This is a genomic window from Silvanigrella sp., assembly GCF_044369315.1.
In the GTDB taxonomy this organism is placed as follows: domain Bacteria; phylum Bdellovibrionota_B; class Oligoflexia; order Silvanigrellales; family Silvanigrellaceae; genus Silvanigrella.
Genome location: NZ_JBIPMD010000008.1, coordinates 1 through 19,904 on the forward strand (window position 1 = coordinate 1; position 19,904 = coordinate 19,904).

Genomic DNA, 19,904 nt, shown 5'->3' on the forward strand with positions numbered 1-19,904 from the left:
AAGTTTACTACAATCGTGTTAGAAAGCATTCGTCGAATGGATATCTGTCTCCAGTTATATTTGAAATAACTAGACCAATGAAAAAGGTCGGTTAATTGTGTCTATAAAATTGGGGGAAGATCATTTTGTTTAATTCATGCCAAACAAATAAAAATATTTCAGACAATAACTCACAAAATATGAATACAAAAAAAAATGACAAAAATTATGTCATTCTTTTTGTATGGGATGGATTACGACCCGATGTTTTAACAGATTTAAAAGCCAAAAAATTAATTCCAAATTTACTTTATATTTCTGAAAATGGAGTTGAGTTCAAAGATAACCATTCTGCTTATCCTACATTCACAATGAATAATGCTCAAGCTTTTGCTACAGGCGACTATGCTGGTAAAAGTGGATTTTATGGAAATAATTTATATCAACCTTGGCGAGCAAACAAAGAATTTGGGGTTGCGACAAATGCAAGTGGTAATAATATTACAAGCACATTTTTGTCACCCATATTTACTGAAGATTATAAAATTTTAAAAGCCCTCGATCAGCCCAATAATATTCAAGCAAACCTCGACGAACCCCTTGTTCAAGTCTCTACATTATTACAAGAAGCTCAAAAATTAGGAATGACTACTGCTGTAATAGGAAAATCCGGTCCTGCCTTTTTTCAAGACTTTAGATCTGGTGGATATATATTAGATGAAAATCATGTTTGGCCCTTGTCTTTTGCGAAAGAACTACAAGCCAAAAATGTAAAATTACCTAAGTTAACAGAAAATGCCTATAATAAAGGTGAGTTTATTTTAGCTCTCGATAATGGAAATCCAACTGCAAGTGATCCTATTATTCGTTTAGCTGAAAGCAAAGAAATATCAGACCCATCAATTGCAACAAACTCTCCATTTAATAAAAAAAATGAATATATGGCAGATGTATTTTTAAACCATATCCTTCCTACTAAATTGCCACAATTAAGCGTTGTTTGGTTAAGAAATCCAGATTCTACTCAACATGCTTATGGCCCCGGAACCTTACCATATTATGATGCCTTAAGATCAAATGATCTTATTTTAGGTGATATTAATAAAAAATTAAAAGAGATAGGTATTTATGATAAAACAAATATTATCATTGTTTCTGACCATGCTCATAGTAATATTGTTGCAACAAAAAGAAATGATTCAGAAGGTTTTCCACAATTAATGTATCCTATGCATGATATTGCAAATGGAAAAATTTCAAATAAAACTTCATCAGAAAAAATAGTTCACTCTATTAGCAATCAAAAAATGCTATTTACGAATGGCTACTCAACATCGGGAACAATTAGAACTGCAGATTTAATTTCTAAAGCGCAATTAAAAACCCCAAGCGGGAATATTATTGCTGCATATGATGGCGGAGGATGTTCTTTTAATATGCCAATGAGTGGTATAAGAAATGAAGATGGTTCTATTAATATAAATTCTCTTGGATATAATCCCGCAGATGGAAGCTGTATTGACGATTCTAAGAAAAATTCTGCTTACACATCCCCAAGCTATTTAGTTCCAAATGATATATCTAATAAAAATGGGGTGAATAAAATTGTTGTTGCTGCAAATGGAGGAAGTGATTATATTTATATTCCAAATCATGATATAAATATTATGAAATCTTTAGTCAATTTTTTCCAGAGAAGACAAGAATATTCAGTCATATTTGTAGATGAAAATCGATATCCAATAGGAGAAAACTTTCCTCGTGGTGTCTTGCCTCTTTCCTATGTAAAACTTGAAAATAAAGATGGTAGAAATCCCGATATGGTAATTAGCGTAACAAGCAATCCAAATGTCATTGTGAATGGACTTCCAGGAACTGAATTTGATTCAACAGATGGCGATACAGAAAGAGGAGATCATGGCACTTTTGGAAGAACAGATGTTCATAATACCTTATTAGCTTTTGGTCCCGACTTTAATTCTCAAATGAAAAATAATTTACCAACAGGAAATGTTGATGTTGCTCCAACTATTGCAAATATTTTAGGATTTAAATTACATAATACAGATGGTAGAATATTATATGAAGCTATAAAAAATTCAGGATATAACCAAGAGAGTTATAAAATAGAGCCTATTACAGTAACATCTTCTTCTTCGTGTGAACTTGAAATTTATGAACCAACTACTCATCCGATTAATTTTAATTTAAATTCCAAAAATAGATTTATTGACCCAGAATTAAATAGCTATTACTCTCAATTAAATAACAAAATGTTAATTTCTAAAGAAGGAATAAAGCACGTTTATTTTGATTTTGCAGAAGCAAAAAGACAAAAGGATTGTCCCAATGTTGGACTGGCTTTATTTCATAATAGTAATAACAATAATTAATATGAAATAAAAAAAGGATTAATGACTCCAAATATATTTAGCATCTGGAACTTTTTCTTCGTTTCTCTCTCCATTAGTTTTTTCTACTAATATAAATCCATTTTTTTCATAAAATCGAATCGCACGTATATTTTCTTGAAATACCCAAAGTTCAAATTTATTTCCTGTTTTAAAATTTTTGTCCAATAGAAAAATTTTGGTAATCAGGTATAACATATAAATGTTCAATTACCTCTTTATTTTTTGCTAAAAAACCTACCTTTTCATTTTTATATTCTGCAATATAAATATCGTTTTGTTTCATCACAATATTTTTTATCCACCATAAGGTTTCCTCTTTTGTATATAAAACGGGTAAATAACACATATCTTTAGGTGCTAAAAAAATATGTACGTTAATATTTCACAATCTTCAAATTGAGCTTTATTTATTTGAATCATAAAATAATTATTTCCTAATTTATTTATTTCTCTTTTTCATCATCTTTTTTTATTATAAATAACAATGTCATTCCAACAATCAAAAACATAGGTCGAGCGACAGCAAGACCATTCCAAGTTGGTGATTGCCACATTAAAAACCATTCACCACCAATAGTCATGAAAAATAATGACCACATAACTAAACTTAAAATAAGACTTATAACTGATAATTTTTTTGAGTTATGAAATTTTTTAGCACTTAAATTATAGTTTTTAATCATGAAAAAAGAGCCCATCCATGCTAAAATAGAAATCATTGCTTCAAAAGAAATTAACCCTATATAAAATAAAGTATGTATATTAGGAGATGAGATTGAACGCCACATTAATTCATTATTTTTAAAAGTTGTATCCATTAATAGAACATGTTTTACAAAATTAAAATTAGAGCTATAATCTAATACATTATTTAATGTAACAATAGAAATATATATAGCAAATAAAAGCATAAGAACGATTTTACAAACTCTTTCTAAACTAGCCATCATGATCTATTTCCCCCATAAAATAAAAGATAGAAAATTTAATAAAAGTGTAACAAAATATGAAAATTTAATAATTCATTTATTTAGATAAACAAAAACCGCAGCTTTGATAAACAAAACTGCGGTTTTAATTGGAGCGGGAAAAGGGACTCGAACCCTCGACCCTCGCCATGGCAAGGCGATGCTCTAGCCAACTGAGCTACTCCCGCACCTAGGAGTAAAGGATGATCTACTGAAAGAGATATGCGGAGTCAAGTTGTTTCCCTAAAAATTTTGGTCAAAATAAAAAATAGAGAATATGTACTCAATTTTGCTGAGAAAACTGGACTTTCCAACGGTTTTTAGATTCCATGACGGAAATATCTATGTTTGCCGAACCTTTAGGTTTACTTAAATAAAAAGAATCATTAGAGTTTTTATTATGCTCATAAATAATCGGCCATTCTGTCTGTTTTCTACTCATTCTATCTTCAATATATTTAAAAAAACCATCTTGGATTTGCCAATAGGGTAAATTTTTCTCAAATAAAAATCCAAGTCTATTAAAAAGAGCTTGAACATTACAGTCTGAAGCATATTTCAAAATTTTTTCAATATCAGGTAAATATCCGCTTTTTCTACATAATCTTACAAGCTCATAAAAGGGAGGACAATGTGTTGGTCTTTTTAAACAATCAACAAGAGATTTTTCAAAATTAGTAGTTAAAACAGCGTATTCTGTTCCATGTTCATTTAATAAAAAAGTTTCTAAGCCATGAGGTTCTGGACTTTGGCACCAAAAATAATGAATTCCTTCGAATTTAAAGGAGTTAAATTTTGTAGGACTGACCACATAAATGGTATCGTTTTCTTTTGGTACTTCTTTTGCATGAAGTTGCATAGCGGAGTGAAACCCCACATAAGAATAGGGTGTGAGTTTTCCTGCGATAGCAAAAGGTGAACTTTTTTCAAAATCAGGTCTTTCTCCAATTTTAGTGACTCTATAAAGACCTTGACGAATTGAGAAAATATAACCTCTAGAGGAAAGTTCACTTAATCTTTTGCGTAGCGTGTTTCCAGTAGTTTTTAGCTTTTCACGGGCCTCTTCAATCGTAAAAATTTGACCTTGCCTGAAATGCTCGTAAATTCTTGGTAACTTCATGCAATTCTCCAATAGTACACCTTTTTTTGTAAGCAAGTACAAATTAAAGGATACTTTTGGGAGTTTATCACGCGCGATATTTTTAAAGAGACAAAGGTGTTAAGATGTTGACGGTAAAAATTTGGAGAGTTTTTTGGGTTCGTTACTTACTTGAAAGTTTTATTTTTTTAATTCCTTTTTTTATAGTATCGCTAATATTTTCTTCTGGATTTGTTTATATGGGGCAAGATACTTCCTCTATTATTTTAACAATATTTAAAACACAACCCAACCTTGTTTTTGTTTCTTTACTAAAAATTATATTTACCGCTTGGATAATTTGTCTAGGTTTACAATTTGTTTCATCTTCTTTCACAATAAAATACAAAATTATTTTTGGGCTCATCTTTTTTGTTTCTGCAATTATTCGAATTTGTGGTCTTTACCCAGGTGTAACTGAAAACTGGTTAATTACACAAAAAGTCGAATTTTTTAGAGATTTTATTCAATTTATTTCTACATTAAATGATTCAGCTAGAAGAAGAACATTAATTGAATGGTTACCTTTTATTATTATTTCAATAAGTTTTACTTTAAATTTATTTATTCATATTAAATATCTCACTCAACAAAGTAGAAAAGTGAAGAAAGCCCGCTCAAGTATTCATGTCGATGAATTAGATAAAGAGTCAAGAATTTTTTCTATTCAAGGTGTTTCTTTTTTAATTTTCTTTATTTTTGGATCTATATTTTTGTATAACTTAAATTCATCTTTTAAAGTTAATTTACCTAAAAATTCTACCAATCAGGCTAGACCACATGTCTTTATTTTTGCAATTGATAGCCTTCGTTTTGACAGATTAAATGATCCTAAATATGCAAACGTAATGCCATTTCTAAAAAGTAAATTACCAGAAGCTACTTTATTCAAACCAATGCTTGTTGGTATCCCAAGAACTTTTCCAAGCTGGGTTGAAATTGCAACAGGAAATTACGCTTCAAAAGCAGGTGTAAGAACAATGTTTCCACCAAGAAGTTCAAAAATAGGAAAAAAACAAACTATATTTGAATCAGCTAAAGAAACTGGATACTCCACAATTTTTGTCTCTGATTTTGCAGGTGATATATTTCCAAGATATCCTTTTGGAGCTTCTGAAATTAATGCTCCATCCTCTAATTTAGGAACATTAGTTGAAAATGGAATTATTTCGGCTTTTAGTCCAATTCAAGCAATATTAACTTTACCAAATTTGCAAAGAGTTTTACCTTCTCTTTTAGAAACACCTGAAATATCTGATCCAAGATTAATTGCAAATTCTATTTCAAAAAGTTTAAATAAATTTTCAAATTTTTCACGCCCCGTTTTTTTAACAACATTTTTTTCAACAGCACATTTTCCTTACGCATCGCCTGGTCCTTGGTATGCAAAATTTCAGAAAAAAGATACAAAAGGGAATTATATTTTTAGAAAAACTCCTGATCAAATTGTAACTCAAAATGATATAAATATAATAACAATTCCTGAATATTTGAAAGAGCAAACAATTTCTTTATATGACAGTGGATTAAATGCTATAGACGATACATTAAAAGATTTATTTGATGAATTAAATAATAAAGGATGGTTAAAAAACTCAATGATTTTAATTTTTGGTGATCACGGAGAAAATTTATATGAAGGAAATTTAGGAATGGGTCACGGAGATGGCGTAGCTGGGGAACATTCTAACGTAACTCCTCTTGTCATATTTTTAAATGGAAACGCTCAAGTAAACAAAGCTGATATTCCAATTAAACCTATTATTAGAACTATAGACATTGCACCAACTATAGCTAGAAGAATTAATGTCAAAATAAATGAACAGATAATAGATGGAGAACCTTTATTAGATGTAAAAGAAAAAATATCCGATTTCCCTGAAAATTCTGCTTATATGGAGACTGGAATTTGGTTTACATCTGGATTTTTATCTCCTGAAAATTATCCACGCATGATCTATCCAAAAGTAACATCTTTAATTGATATCGATGCGGGTATGAATTTTGAATTTTACATTCGCCCTAGCTATTCACAATCAATACCTGGTGTAAAGGAAAGAGCTTGGATTAACGAAACATATAGATTGATTGCAAGAACAACAAAAGCTGGAGTGTCTTTATCCTTACATCTAAGAACAGATAAAAATGCAAAATATAATTTACTAGAAGACTCATCAAATATTAATTTATATCAATCTATTGCTAAAGAAATGTTAAATCAAATGAATAAATATTTGACTTCTCGTGGAGTCGAAATTATTCTTAGTGGCAATGGTTCCTTTTTCTATGCAGAGAATGTTAGTCAATGAAAAAATCAAAAATTAAAAGACATTATATTCGTATTATTTTAAGACCTACAAAAGTTTTAAGATTATCTTTCGTATATTTCTATGGACGAATAGCGTTAGCTTTTGCCTTAAGAGGAATTAAATTACCTGGCCTAAATGGAATCAAAAAAAGAATGCCACCAAGCGCTTTAGGTGCCTATGAAAGACAGGCTCTTATTTATGATATAAAAGGGGAAAGATATTCTTTTAGAGCTGGTCCACTTTGGGTTAGAAAATTATTTGAAAAAATGAATAATTTAATTTCACGAAATCGATTTTGGTTATTAATTCTTTTCAAAACAACAATAGCATTTTTTATTATTGCAATACCAATTGTTATTTTTATATTAATACGTGGTATTCTTCCTGTTCCAGAAAGAGTAGCTTACAATTCAATATCTACTAAACTCTCTAATAGCTCAAATATAAAAACTGATTGGTTATATACTGAAGCTCCTTATACAAAACAAAAAGGGGTTTCTAGTAATAAAAATTATTTTAATTATATAAACCCAGAAGATTCAAGAGGGGTTTCAATAATACCTGTTATTGAGCCAGAAGCTCCTCCAGGATTGATTCATTTTGGTATAGGATATTATCCTGTTAAGTTAAATTTAGTAAGAGGTTTTTTAGTTGGTGAAAAATCTCCAATACAAATTTTAAGAAATAGAAATGTTCCTATTGAATTTGAAGAAGGTAACAGAATTCGAATTCAATACTATTTATTTCCAACAAATGATAATTCTATTCACCAATGTCAAATTCAATTAAAAGATAAAACTGGTAAAGTAATTACAAGTATAATTCAAAATACACCTCCAAAAAACAAACCAAGGTCTCCTAATTCCTTTAAATCAGCATGGAATGAAAGATTTGTTCCAAATACGACACCCGATGTAGGAGTTGTAGGTGAGTTTATTATAAATTTGAAATCACCACCAGAACAAATAACTGCTATATCTTCTGAAATAACTCAAAATAAAATATTTGAAAACACTCTTTCACAACCAACTGATCAAGATTATATCTCTCAATTTAAAATAAATGCGCCCAATGCTAAAGGAGTAGATATCACAGATAATAATTGCATTTTTGCATTGGGTGATTTTAGCTTTGAAAGAAATGTAGTTAATCCTCCTAAAAGACGTGGTATTATATTTATTTTAGTTGATACATTAAAAGCAAATACCGCTTATAACAATGAAATAATGCCAAATTTAAATGAATTCGCAAAAAATAATGGTATTAAATTTTTAGAACACAGAGCTCAAGGTAACATGACAGTTCCAAGTGTTATTCCTTTAATGACTTCACGTTACTCAAGAGAAATAGGATCAATTGCTTTTACTTATGCCGCAGATTCTAATATTCGTAAAAGTTTTTATGATAAACAAATTCCTCTAATGGCTTCTTCTATGCAGAATTTAGGTTACCGAGTTGGAGGCATAGGTTGGCTTTCTTTGTTTTCTGAAGCGATGCAAGGGGGAGTTGATTTAGGATTTCACAATGTTGTCATTTCAGAGACCCCTGAATATGAAGCACGACAAATTACGGAACAAATGGGATCATGGTTAGAAACCTATGGAGATTCCCCTTTCTTTTTATACGTTCATTATAATACTATGCATGGTCCCTATAAACCACCCTTGGATAAAATAGATTTAAGTCAATTTTTTTCAAAACCGTTTGGATTAAATCAAAAAAGACAACTTTATAATGGCGTTGGTCGATATTGGGACGGTGAGTTTGAAAATATTATTAAAAAATTAAAAGAATTAGGGATTTATGATGATGTTGACATTATTGTTACTTCAGATCATGGCGCGCAAATGGATGTACAACCTTGGTACTATTTTTTAGGAGTTAACCAAAATATTGATGGAGGTTATGCAGATAAAGGAAATTCTTTATTTGATGAAGAAGTCCGAGTTCCTTTAATAATGCATTTTGCTAAAAATAACAGATTAAATGGCTCCACAATTTCTATACCAACTGCTCATGTAGACTTATTTCCCACGTTATATCATTTAGCAGGAGGAAATAATATGAATCCGCTTTGGAGAGGAATCGATCTTTATCCAGCTTTAAAAGAAGAAAATGATATTGATTTGCCTAATCTCTTAAGTAAACGAGATACAATTTATTTTGATGGACATAAGTATGCAGGTATTTTATATTGGGGTGAAAATTTTAAAAATAGTCCAATGAAATATATGAGACAACTTGCTCCTGATAATGTTAAGTTATATTTGACTCATAATCCTTGGAGTGAAAAAATAAGTTGGTATCAGCCGGAAATGTTTTCGTCAGTTGATTTTTCAAAAAACTCTGAAAAACTTTTGCCAAATGTATCAAATCAAAATTTAAAAGCATTGCGAACCGCTTATTTTAATTCATCTCCGTCTAGTAAAATAATTCGTTTTACTCCAAAATATGACGGGAAATTTTCTTTAAATATTCAATTTAATTTAAATGGTAATGAAGAAATTCCTAAAGTTGCATTAATTCCAGATGGATTAAAATTAGAAGAAATCAAAAATAAAAATTCAATCCTATTTAATTTTAATGGAAATGTAAAATCAGATGAAGGTATTTGGATAAATATAGGTAATGGAAATTTAAATAAAATCGAATTAGAAAAAAATATTACCGCAATAACATGCGCCAATGGAAATAAAGTTGATCACAACTTAATCGTATCTATTTTAGAAAATAATATTTGTACTTTTTTTGCTCCGCCAGATGGAATAATAGAAGCAAATTACAAATCATCGGATAAGCCAGTTGTTATTCAAAAAACACTTTCAAGTGAACAAGTGCAACAATTAGAAGGAACAGGAGCAGGAGCCGCTTTGCAAAATGCTCTAAGAGATTGGGGCTATGCAAAGTGAAAAACCATTTATTATTAGAAAAAAAAGAAATTGAAAATGTATTTTCTATATTAATGAAAACTTGGCCAAATGCAAAATGTGAGTTAGATCATAATAATCATTTTCAATTATTAATAGCAGTTGTTTTAAGTGCACAAGCAACAGATAAGTCTGTTAATAAAGCTTTAGAACCCTTATTAAGAGAACAACCACAATTTTCTGCATTTGATTTAGTAAAAATGCGTGAAGATAATTTTTTAAAAATTATTCGAAGTATAGGACTTGCTCCAACAAAAGCAAAAAATTGTTATAAATTATCTAAAATCTTAATTGATAAATTTAATGGGGTTGTTCCTTTAAATAGAACTGACCTTGAATCTTTTCCTGGAGTAGGCAGAAAAACGGCAAATGTAATTTTAAATGTATTATGTGATTTACCGACTATGGCGGTAGATACACATGTTGAAAGAGTTTCTCAAAGAATAGGCCTTGTAAAGCAAACAAAAGATAGATTAGAAATAGAAGAAGATCTTTTAAAAATTGTTCCAAAAAAATATGCGGTAAAAGCGCATCACCTTTTAATATTTCAAGGAAGATACCATTGTACCGCACGCAATCCTAAATGCGAAAATTGCCCAATTCATAAAAGTTGTTTAAAAATTGGTGTTACACATTAAATAAGAAATTCATAATATCGCCATCTTTACAAACGTAATCACGTCCTTCTTTGCGATATAATCCCGCTTCTTTTACTTTAGCTTCACTGCCTAAACGAATTAAATCGTCATAAGCAAAAACCTCAGCGCAAATAAACCCTTTTTCAAAATCAGAGTGAATCACACCTGCAGCCTGAGGAGCTTTACATTCTTTTGGAATTGTCCATGCTCGAACTTCTTGAACCCCAGCAGTAAAGTATGTCATTAGTCCTAAAAGAGAATACCCAGTTTTAATCAATCTATCGAGACCAGGTTCAGAAATTTTAAGATCATCCATATAAACTTTAGCGTCTTCAGGATCTAATTGACCAAGTTCTTCTTCAAGTCTTGCCGATACAACAACTACTTTAGAACCTTCTTTTTCAGCAATTTCTCTTAAAGCTTTCACATGCTTTGAATTATTTCCATTATCAGCTAGTTCATTTTCATTTACATTTGCAGCATATAAAACTTGTTTTCTTGTAATTAAATGCAAACTTTTTAAATAATCGACTTCGTCTTCATTTAAAATTACAAAAGAACGTGCTGGTTTTAATTGTTCTAAATGAGCTTTTAATCTCACACCGCATTCATGAGATGCCACTAATTTTTTATCATTGTTTTTTAAGAGGCGAGACATTTTATCAATACTTTTATTCACTGTTTCAAAGTCACAATAAATAAGTTCTGTATTAATTGTATCGATATCTCTTGCAGGATCGGTGCTACCATCAACATGAGTGATGTTTGAATCTTCAAAACATCTAACAACGTGAACAATGGCATCCACTTGGCGAATATGTCCTAAAAACTGATTTCCTAAGCCTTCTCCGCGACTTGCACCTTTTACAAGACCTGCAATATCAACAAATTCCATAAAAGTAGGGATAACTTTTTTAGCGTTTACGATTTGATTTATTTTATCAAGTCTTTCATCTGGAACAGCAACACGACCCACATTAGGCTCAATTGTACAAAATGGATAATTTGCCGCTTGGGCATTCGCTGTACGAGTTACCGCATTAAACAATGTTGATTTTCCAACATTAGGAAGACCAACAATACCGCAATTAAATCCCATAAAAATCCTCTTTTTTTTTTAAATCTATTGCCTTCCAAATCGGCAGCGGGTTACACTAAGACGATTTCTCCTACAAGGCAAGGTCAAATAAGAAGGTTGTGCTGCATTGGTTGACAGTTCTGTAACTCGTGTTAAACCAGTCGTGAGCCTATGATTTGAGTTGACTTTAGTTGAGGCATCGTCCCACTGTGTTGACACTGTCCTGCTACAACTGGGAATTTATATTTGTTTTAAAGGAATATTACATGAATTCTGAAAACCTAAATAGAACTATAGAGGGAGCAACTGTCCAAGGACCTGCGGATGATAACGATAACTCACCAATGGCGAATGAAAAACTTTTAAGTTTTTCTACATGTCCTGAAGAATTTAAATTATTTATTGAAGAAACAAGTCTTGAAAAACTTGTATATTGGAAATTATATAATTTATTTGAAAAGTTTGATGAAGATTCTCCAAATGACATTCTTAAAACAGTATTAGCACACGTTGAAAGACCTTTATTTGCTTTAGTTTTGAAAAAAACAAAAGGCAATCAAAGTAAAGCTGCCGATGTTCTAGGATGCAACCGAAATACGCTTCATAGAAAATTAAAAGAATTTTCTATAGAACCTCGTGATCTTCGCAGAGCTTTGAGAAGCCCTGAACCCACCACTCAAAGAAATTCTTTTAATTCTAGATTAGAAGACGTTTCTGTAGAAGCTAGACAATAATTTAATTAGTGGAGTTATTCATACTCTTCCTAATTAAATTATAGCTTTTAACTTGCTTTATTTTAAGTCTGCATGAGCTCAATAATTTGATAGGTTTTCAATGAATATAACACCACAAAACACACCAAGTATTGCTGGACTACCTCATTCACGTGAAGCGGAACAAGCTGTACTTGGTACAATTCTTGCCACTCCTTCAAGTATTTTTGGTTACACAGACAAATTAATTCCCGACTATTTTTTTGACCCTCAGCATCAAATTATTATTGCTGCAATGAGAGAACTTGTTGCTGAAAACACTCCAGCAGACGTTACTTTAGTTTATGGGAAATTAAGAGAAAAAGGGGATAACTTAAAAGTTGGTGATCTTGAAGGAGTCAGAAGGCTCCTTGAGTTTAATGCACGTCCCGAATTACTTGGTTACTGGCTTGATGAAGTAAAAAAATATTGGGAACTTCGTATTGTAATTGAAGCCTGCGCAGAAATTGTGACTCGTGGCAAAAGAGTTGCTGGTGCAAATGTAGATGAATTTTTAAGTTATGCGGAATCTAAATTTACGCAACTCGCAGAATCGCGTATCACAACAGGTTTAATTTCTTCTGCTCAAGTTGTCCGAGAAACCATTTTAGATCTTGAAAAAATATTTCAAAACCCTGGAAAAATTACGGGGATCCCAAGTGGTTTTACTGATCTTGATAAAATAACGGCAGGTTTTCAGCCCTCTGACCTTATTATTTTAGCGGCACGTCCAGCCATGGGTAAAACATCCCTTGCCCTTAATTTTGCTGCCAATGCCGTGTTTTTACATCAAAAAACAGTAGCTTTTTTTAGCCTTGAAATGAGTAACGCTCAATTAATGCAAAGAATGCTTGCAACAGCTGCTAAAATTGAATCTCATAAATTTAGAGATGGCAAAATGACAAGCGAAGAGCTCGGAAGGCTTTATCCTGAAGCAGCTTCTTTCCAAACGGACAAGTTGTTGCTTGATGATTCTCCTGGTATCAGCATAATTGATCTGGCAAGCCGTTGCCGTAAAGTAAAAAGAGAAAAGGGTGCTCTAGACATGGTAATTGTTGACTATCTTCAATTAATGTCAGCACATACTTCTTCAAAAGGTTCACAAAATCGGGAACGTGAAATTTCAATCATCAGTATGGGACTGAAGTCTTTAGCAAAAGAATTAAGTTGTCCAGTAATTGCTTTATCTCAGTTAAACCGCGGACTCGAACAACGCCCAGATAAAAGGCCAAGACCTTCGGATCTTCGTGAATCGGGCTCTATTGAACAAGATGCCGACCAAATTTTGTTTGTTTATCGTGATGAAGTTTACAATAAAGATAGCCCTGACAAAGGTATTGCTGAAATTATTATTGGCAAAAACAGACATGGGTCTATTGATACCGTAAAACTTGCTTTCCAAAGTAGTTTTACTTCATTCCATAACCTAGCTCGTTTCGATAGTTAATTATTTCCTATGTTTTATTTAAAGTTAAATGCAATCATTTCCCAATGAACTCTTTAAAAAAAACCGATTAGCCATCTGATCATTTCTGATAAAAGGATTGGTTGGAGAGGCTTTGTGACAATTTCGCCATTTAATAAAATCGAAATCGTTTTTTTATACAAACCATATGATATTCAATTGCCATTTTCAGATATAAGTGATCTCAAAATTCATTTAACGGAAAAAGATATCAATGATGAATTTTTAAATCCAATTACAAATCCTGAAATATTAAAAATTTATATTTTAACACCACAACAATATTTTAATAACAATGAAAAGATAAAAAGGCATTATAACTCTGGAACGAACGCAAAACATTCTGGTTTTATATTAGTTGAAAACCCAAGAGATTTACCAACAATTTTACTTCGAAAAAAAATATCAAATATTTATAAAAACATAAATGTATTAGGAAATTTAAGAATCCCAATTTCTAGAAATCAATTTTTTTATGAAATAAGGAATTCTATTTATTCTTTATTTTTAAATTCAAGTTATGAATATTTAGAATCATTTTCTTTTTTGAGAGAGCTTGAAAGTAGAGCAATGAAAGATATTAGCAAAGCAATGACTAATAAATCATTCTATGCTAAAGATTTTTTAGACTTGGTTCTGAAAAAAAGTATGGAAATCACCATTGCAGACGCTGGTTTTATTTTAATAAAAGAAGACATATTTGCTGAACCACCAAATCCAAAAGAAATGAATAAAATACAAATTTTAAATAAACCATTAAAATTTATCCAAAAATCAAAAATTCTTAATAGCCAAAAAATATTTTTAAAGAGAAATACTCTAGACCCAAATCATTCAAAAATAACAAAAAGTATGATTGAAAATAAATCTGGTGTTTCTTGGTTTGAAGATAATAATAATTTACCAAATAAAGAAAAAATTATTGCATTAAAAAAATCAAGCCCATTGCCTGAAATAGATTTCGATTCAAAAACCTATAAAATTAAATCTTATTGTGCATTTCCCATTCATTTGCCTTCTGGAGAAATTGAAGGATTTATTATTTTAATAAATAAAAGAATTTCTGAAGATAATATTTTAACGAAACATTCTGATATTGATAATTATGTTTCAAAATTTTCTTCTCATGACTTAAATTTGTTAGAATCTTTTACAAATCAAGCTGGCATCTCTTTAGAGCATTCTAAGCTTATAAATGATCTTAAAAAAGCATTTGAGTCATTTACGGCAGCAAGTATAATTGCCATAGAATCAAGAGATCCAACAACAAAAGGACATAGCGAACGAGTTGCAACTTTAACTGTTGGACTTGCAGAAGCTATTAATAATACAAAAAATGGAGTATATTCTTCCTTAGAATTTTCAAAAATTCAAGTTGAAGAAATTCGTTATGCCTCTTTATTACATGACTTTGGGAAAATTGGAGTAAGGGAACATATTTTAAATAAAGAAAAAAAATTATTCCCATATCAGTTAGAAAAAATTCAATCTCGTTTCTTAATGCTACAAGACAAATTACATATCAATATTTTAGAAAAATATATTAGCAATTTAATGGCAAAAAAAGAAATCCCAAAACAAGAAGAACTTGAAAAACATAAAGAAGAAATTTTAAATATTTCTACTAAATTTACAAAATATTTTGATGTTATTTTAGATGTTAACGAACCTGCATTATTAAGCCAAGAATTTTTTGACAAAATTTCGGAAATTGCAGCAACAAAAATTATTGTTGGAGATAATTCTTATTCCTTACTCTCCGAAAAAGAAATAGAAATTTTAAGTATTAAAAAAGGTTCTTTAAGCCAAGCAGAAAGGCTTGAAATAGAAAGTCATGTAACTCACTCTTATAACTTTTTAATTCAAATTCCTTGGTCAAATGAGTTACGCGATATACCTGAAATTGTATATGGACATCATGAACGATTAGATGGGTCAGGTTACCCAAGAAATTTAAAGGGCAAAAATATTCCTGTACAAGCAAAAATGATGGCAATAACAGATATTTTTGATGCCCTAGTAGCACAAGATAGACCTTATAAAAAAGCAATACCTTATGAAAGAGCATTAAATATTCTTGAAGCAGAAGTAAAACATGGAAAATTAGACGGTGATCTATTTAAAATTTTTGTAGAAGCAAGAGTTGGTCACTTGATTTTAAATCAAAATGCTGAAAAAGAAACTAAAAACTCTTCCGTAGCTTAATTAAAAAATACAAAGAAGACCTATCTTATTCTTTCTTCTTATTAAGAATTTTTATTCTAGTCTTGAATACAAATACAGGTATCATAGGATCTATAAATCAAATCATTTTCAATCAATTCAATACACGAAACAGAAAAATCAATTTCAAAAAGATCTTCTTCATTTTGCTCTGCAATAAAAGACATAAAAAATCTCCTTTTAGTAGAAAGAAAAAAGTCATTCCATTTTTAGAAAAATATTAACCTTTATAATATCTTCTAAAAAAAATGGATGTCAAGAGTGATGTTCCTTAAAATACTGCTTATTAATTTGTTTATTTAATAAATATTGAGATTTTTTCTTTGATAATTAAGAGGTAATTTCTAATTTTAAAGTTCATTTAAATAAAAAATTTCTCAACATGCTCTAATTTAAGCTCATCCACAATGAAATCAGCATGAGAAATTTCTTCTCTTTTAAAAGTAGTCGTTAAAGCGATACAGCGGGTATTTGCATTTTTTGCAGCTTCGATTCCGCTAATAGAGTCTTCAATAATCACAGTATTTTTTGCAGGAATTTTAGATAATGCAATTGCCTTTAAATAACCTTCAGGAGAAGGCTTGCTTTCCTTAAAATCTTCAGAACATAATACAATATCAAAAAAAGATTTTAATTTTGTTTTATCAAGGATAAATTCGACCTCTTTTCTTATTGCTCCTGTTACAATAGAAAAACAATATTTTGAATGATATTCTTTAATAAAACGAATTGTAGAGGAAACAACTGGAACTTCTTTAGAAATAAGTTCTAAGTATATTTTATTTTTATTTATAATTAAATTTTCAATATTTTCTTGCACACCTTTAAAATTTAAATAAACAGAAAATCCTGATTTATTTGTTTTTCCTGCAAAAAACTTATAATAATCATCACTCGTTATTTCTATATTTAAACTATTTTTTAATACGATTTTAGTCGATTCAAAATGTAATTCTTCATCATTCACTATCACACCATTAAAATCAAAAATTACATGATTTTTCAAAATCATTTTGTACTCCTATGAATTATATAATGAAAGAAAAGTGGTGACCCTTACGGGATTTGAACCCATGTTCCCATCGTGAAAGGATGGTGTCCTGGACCTACTAGACGAAAGGGTCGGATAAAGATGACGAACTCTATCTGTAGCAAAAACATTTTTTAACTACAATGCAGCATGAAATAAATCATTTTAAAAAAGATGAAATAAAATAAAATAAGATAAAATAGAATTTAAAACAAAAAAGCCAACCTATAAGGTTGGCTTTTTTGTTTGTCAGGAGAATGGTGACCCTAACCGGATTCGAACCGGTGTTACCGCCGTGAAAGGGCGGTGTCCTAGGCCTCTAGACGATAGGGCCATTACTTCCGTGAACGGGTAAGTATTCTTTCGCAAGAAAAGAGTCAAGCGTTTTTGGAAAAAATTTTTAGTGTCATCTAGTCGACCAGAGATATTGAGTTTTTTTATGGCTCGAAAGAAATTATTGTTTCACACTTTGTTTCATAACAACCGACAAGAGGATATTACTAGAATAGTGCCACGTTATAGCACAACGCGGGCGTTTCGAGTGTCTTTTAGGAGGTTTTTTTATGGTTCAAGATCTAGATATGGTTAAAAAAGTTTATTCAAATTTCAAGTCTAACGTAGACTCTGCACGTAAGCTTCTTGGCCGACCGATGACTTACACCGAAAAAATTCTTTATGCTCACTTAAAGCCGGCAAATGGCGGAAAAGGCACAGAACTAAACAATTTTGGCAGGGGTAAAGACTACGTCGACTTTTTCCCCGACCGTGTTGCTATGCAAGACGCAACAGCCCAAATGGCTCTTCTTCAATTTATGTCTGCCGGAATTCCAAAAGTAGCAGTGCCTTCTACCGTTCACTGTGACCACCTCATTCAAGCTGAAGTTAACGCTTCTACAGACTTAGCTACAGCTAACAAAGAAAACTCTGAAGTGTATGAGTTTCTTGCGAATGTTTCAAAAAAATATGGGATTGGTTTTTGGAAACCTGGCGCAGGTATTATTCACCAAGTTGTTCTTGAAAATTATGCTTTTCCAGGTGGAATGATGATTGGTACAGATTCCCATACTCCGAATGCCGGCGGTTTAGGAATGATCGCAATTGGTGTTGGTGGAGCTGACGCGGTTGACGTTATGGCTGGCATTCCTTGGGAACTCAAATTTCCAAAACTAATTGGGGTTAAGCTGACTGGCTCCCTTAAGGGCTGGGCTTCTCCAAAAGACATCATCCTAAAGCTTGCAGGAATTCTCACAGTTAAAGGCGGTACGGGCGCAATTGTAGAATATTTTGGCCCAGGAACAGCAACTTTGTCCTGTACAGGCAAAGGGACGATTTGCAACATGGGCGCTGAGATTGGTGCTACAACCTCTTTGTTCCCATATGATTCCCGCATGGCTGATTACCTTAAGAAGACAGAACGCGCAGAAATTGCGAAATTAGCTGATGGGGTAAGCGAATACCTAAAAGCAGACGTTGACATTGAAAAAAATCCAGAAAAATTCTATGATCAAGTCGTTACAATTGATTTAGATACACTTGAACCACACGTAAATGGCCCATTTACACCAGACCTAGCAACTCCTATTTCTCAGTTTGCTAAGGCCGTTAAAGACAATAATTGGCCTGTTCAATTAAGCGCAGCATTAATCGGCTCTTGCACAAACTCTTCCTATGAAGACATCGATCGCGTTGCTTCTGTTGCAAAACAAGCTGCTTCTCAGGGTATTAAATCAAAATGCGAATTTTTAATTACTCCAGGCAGCGAACAAGTGAGAGCAACAATAGAACGTGACGGGCAGCTTGGTGTGCTTGAAAAATTAGGGGCAAATGTAATGGCAAATGCGTGTGGGCCTTGTATTGGACAATGGAAACGCCATGGCTCGCATGAAAAAAACTCAATCATCACAAGTTTCAATCGCAACTTTACCGCGCGTAATGATGGAAACCCAAAAACACATGCCTTTGTTGCTTCTCCTGAAACCGTAATTGGTTTTGCTCTAGCTGGTGATCTTAGCATCGACTTTACAAAAGAGCCTGTAACCAATGATAAAGGCGAAAAAGTAATGCTACAAACCCCAAAAGGCCTTGATCTTCCAGACAAAGGTTTCGTTAAAGACGAGCACGGCTATGTGGCTCCAGCTGCAGATGGCTCTAAGGTAGCAGTAGACATCAATCCAAAAAGCGACAGACTAGAAGTGCTTAAACCATTTAATGCCCCAAACTTAGATAAAGATTTTAATGATCTTCGTTTACTTATTAAGGCAAAAGGAAAATGCACTACAGACCATATTTCTATGGCAGGAAGCTGGTTAAAGTACCGTGGCCACCTTGACAATATTTCCAACAACCTCCTTATTGGGGCTATCAATGCCTTTAATGGAGAAGCAAATAAAGTTAAAAACCAACTCACAAATGCGATAGGAGCCGTTCCTGCAACAGGACGTGACTATAAAGCAAAAGGAATCGGCTGGATTGTAATAGGTGAAGAAAACTATGGGGAAGGCAGTTCTCGTGAACATGCGGCTCTTGAACCTCGTCATCTTGGCGGTAAAGCAATTATTGTAAAAAGCTTTGCTCGTATTCACGAAACAAACCTTAAAAAACAAGGTATGCTTCCTCTAACCTTTGCAAACCCAGCAGATTACGAAAAAATTCGTGAAGATGATTCCTTCGCACTGAATGCAAAAGATCTTGCACCAGGAAAACAAATCACTCTTACCGTTAAACATACCGACGGCCAAAGTGAAAATATCATGTTGAATCACACTTTTAACGAACAGCAAATTGGCTGGTTTAAAGCAGGAAGCGCATTAAACTTGATTGCTGCTTCAAAGAAATAAACCTCTGCTTAAGTAATTTTTTAAGAGATATATTTTATATTTAATAAAATATATCTCTTTTTTATTGTTAATTGCAATATTTAATAAAAATCTAAGAATCCAATACACCTTCTTTACAATAATATTTAACTAAAATAGAATTATTT

The 19,904-nt window shown here is 31.7% G+C and carries 14 protein-coding genes and 3 tRNA genes; 8 read left to right on the forward strand and 9 right to left on the reverse strand.

Going from position 1 to position 19,904, the window contains the following annotated elements; translation table 11 throughout:
- Nucleotides 1-125: 125 nt before the first annotated feature.
- Nucleotides 126-2,372: an alkaline phosphatase family protein gene (locus ACIQ56_RS01580; RefSeq protein ID WP_397599333.1), complete on the forward strand. Its 2,247-nt coding sequence runs from the start codon at nt 126-128 to the stop codon at nt 2,370-2,372.
- Between the two features lie 18 nt (nt 2,373-2,390).
- Here ACIQ56_RS01580 and ACIQ56_RS01585 read toward each other — a convergent pair whose 3' ends face one another.
- From ACIQ56_RS01585 to ACIQ56_RS01600, 4 genes are all read right to left on the reverse strand, one after another.
- Nucleotides 2,391-2,558: a hypothetical protein gene (locus ACIQ56_RS01585; RefSeq protein WP_397599334.1), complete on the reverse strand. Its 168-nt coding sequence runs from the start codon at nt 2,556-2,558 to the stop codon at nt 2,391-2,393.
- Between the two features lie 278 nt (nt 2,559-2,836).
- Entirely contained in the window at nt 2,837-3,343 is a 507-nt protein-coding gene (locus ACIQ56_RS01590; protein ID WP_397599335.1) for a DUF2165 family protein, read from the reverse strand.
- Nucleotides 3,344-3,472: 129 nt separating this feature from the next.
- Nucleotides 3,473-3,549: transfer RNA gene (locus ACIQ56_RS01595), tRNA-Gly, on the reverse strand.
- A gap of 95 nt (nt 3,550-3,644) precedes the next feature.
- Nucleotides 3,645-4,481 (reverse strand): hypothetical protein, encoded by an 837-nt coding sequence (locus tag ACIQ56_RS01600; protein ID WP_397599336.1) that lies wholly within the window; start codon nt 4,479-4,481, stop codon nt 3,645-3,647.
- A 104-nt stretch (nt 4,482-4,585) separates the two neighbouring features.
- On the opposite strand from ACIQ56_RS01600, the gene ACIQ56_RS01605 reads away from it, so the two are divergent.
- Genes ACIQ56_RS01605 through nth form a run of 3 tightly spaced genes read left to right on the forward strand, consistent with a single transcriptional unit; the run spans nt 4,586 to nt 10,373 of the window.
- Nucleotides 4,586-6,808: a sulfatase-like hydrolase/transferase gene (locus ACIQ56_RS01605; protein ID WP_397599337.1), complete on the forward strand. Its 2,223-nt coding sequence runs from the start codon at nt 4,586-4,588 to the stop codon at nt 6,806-6,808.
- Nucleotides 6,805-9,717, forward strand: coding sequence for a sulfatase-like hydrolase/transferase (locus ACIQ56_RS01610; RefSeq protein WP_397599338.1), 2,913 nt, complete (start codon nt 6,805-6,807; stop codon nt 9,715-9,717). Before ACIQ56_RS01605 ends, ACIQ56_RS01610 begins: the two co-directional genes overlap by 4 nt.
- Nucleotides 9,714-10,373: an endonuclease III gene (nth, locus tag ACIQ56_RS01615; RefSeq protein ID WP_397599339.1), complete on the forward strand. Its 660-nt coding sequence runs from the start codon at nt 9,714-9,716 to the stop codon at nt 10,371-10,373. The genes ACIQ56_RS01610 and nth overlap by 4 nt, the downstream gene beginning before the upstream one ends.
- Here the strand turns inward: nth and ychF are convergent.
- Nucleotides 10,363-11,472 carry a redox-regulated ATPase YchF gene (gene ychF / locus ACIQ56_RS01620; RefSeq protein WP_397599340.1) on the reverse strand — a complete coding sequence of 370 codons (1,110 nt, stop codon included), beginning with the start codon at nt 11,470-11,472 and terminating at the stop codon, nt 10,363-10,365. The two genes, nth and ychF, sit on opposite strands and share 11 nt — an antisense overlap.
- Before the next feature lie 245 nt (nt 11,473-11,717).
- Here ychF and ACIQ56_RS01625 point away from each other — a divergent pair, with 245 nt between their 5' ends.
- From ACIQ56_RS01625 to ACIQ56_RS01635, 3 genes are all read left to right on the forward strand, one after another.
- Nucleotides 11,718-12,185, forward strand: a complete 468-nt coding sequence (locus ACIQ56_RS01625) for a helix-turn-helix domain-containing protein (protein ID WP_397599341.1) — start codon at nt 11,718-11,720, stop codon at nt 12,183-12,185.
- Between the two features lie 100 nt (nt 12,186-12,285).
- On the forward strand, nt 12,286-13,650 hold the full coding sequence (gene dnaB, locus ACIQ56_RS01630; RefSeq protein WP_397599342.1) for a replicative DNA helicase: 1,365 nt from the start codon (nt 12,286-12,288) through the stop codon (nt 13,648-13,650).
- 114 nt (nt 13,651-13,764) lie between these two features.
- Nucleotides 13,765-15,873, forward strand: coding sequence for an HD-GYP domain-containing protein (locus ACIQ56_RS01635; RefSeq protein WP_397599343.1), 2,109 nt, complete (start codon nt 13,765-13,767; stop codon nt 15,871-15,873).
- 56 nt (nt 15,874-15,929) lie between these two features.
- On the opposite strand, the gene ACIQ56_RS01640 is transcribed toward ACIQ56_RS01635, so the two are convergent.
- From ACIQ56_RS01640 to ACIQ56_RS01655, 4 genes are all read right to left on the reverse strand, one after another.
- Nucleotides 15,930-16,058 carry a hypothetical protein gene (locus ACIQ56_RS01640; protein ID WP_397599344.1) on the reverse strand — a complete coding sequence of 43 codons (129 nt, stop codon included), beginning with the start codon at nt 16,056-16,058 and terminating at the stop codon, nt 15,930-15,932.
- 194 nt (nt 16,059-16,252) lie between these two features.
- Nucleotides 16,253-16,903, reverse strand: a complete 651-nt coding sequence (locus tag ACIQ56_RS01645) for an HAD family hydrolase (RefSeq protein WP_397599345.1) — start codon at nt 16,901-16,903, stop codon at nt 16,253-16,255.
- A gap of 35 nt (nt 16,904-16,938) precedes the next feature.
- Nucleotides 16,939-17,015, reverse strand: a tRNA-Glu gene (locus ACIQ56_RS01650).
- A gap of 164 nt (nt 17,016-17,179) precedes the next feature.
- Nucleotides 17,180-17,255: transfer RNA gene (locus ACIQ56_RS01655), tRNA-Glu, on the reverse strand.
- A 229-nt stretch (nt 17,256-17,484) separates the two neighbouring features.
- Here ACIQ56_RS01655 and ACIQ56_RS01660 point away from each other — a divergent pair.
- Complete coding sequence (locus tag ACIQ56_RS01660; protein WP_397599346.1) at nt 17,485-19,758, forward strand: aconitate hydratase; 2,274 nt, start codon at nt 17,485-17,487, stop codon at nt 19,756-19,758.
- The last annotated feature ends 146 nt before the right edge of the window (nt 19,759-19,904 follow it).

What these genes read in the sequence shown, in the direction of transcription:
- ACIQ56_RS01645 (WP_397599345.1), bottom strand. Translation starts at nt 16,903, where the DNA reads ATGATTTTGAAAAATCATGTAATTTTTGATTTTAATGGTGTGATAGTG.
- ACIQ56_RS01610 (WP_397599338.1), top strand. Translation starts at nt 6,805, where the DNA reads ATGAAAAAATCAAAAATTAAAAGACATTATATTCGTATTATTTTAAGA.
- ACIQ56_RS01625 (WP_397599341.1), top strand. Translation starts at nt 11,718, where the DNA reads ATGAATTCTGAAAACCTAAATAGAACTATAGAGGGAGCAACTGTCCAA.
- ACIQ56_RS01605 (WP_397599337.1), top strand. Translation starts at nt 4,586, where the DNA reads ATGTTGACGGTAAAAATTTGGAGAGTTTTTTGGGTTCGTTACTTACTT.
- ACIQ56_RS01600 (WP_397599336.1), bottom strand. Translation starts at nt 4,481, where the DNA reads ATGAAGTTACCAAGAATTTACGAGCATTTCAGGCAAGGTCAAATTTTT.
- ychF (WP_397599340.1), bottom strand. Translation starts at nt 11,472, where the DNA reads ATGGGATTTAATTGCGGTATTGTTGGTCTTCCTAATGTTGGAAAATCA.
- ACIQ56_RS01640 (WP_397599344.1), bottom strand. Translation starts at nt 16,058, where the DNA reads ATGTCTTTTATTGCAGAGCAAAATGAAGAAGATCTTTTTGAAATTGAT.
- ACIQ56_RS01660 (WP_397599346.1), top strand. Translation starts at nt 17,485, where the DNA reads ATGGTTCAAGATCTAGATATGGTTAAAAAAGTTTATTCAAATTTCAAG.
- ACIQ56_RS01590 (WP_397599335.1), bottom strand. Translation starts at nt 3,343, where the DNA reads ATGATGGCTAGTTTAGAAAGAGTTTGTAAAATCGTTCTTATGCTTTTA.
- dnaB (WP_397599342.1), top strand. Translation starts at nt 12,286, where the DNA reads ATGAATATAACACCACAAAACACACCAAGTATTGCTGGACTACCTCAT.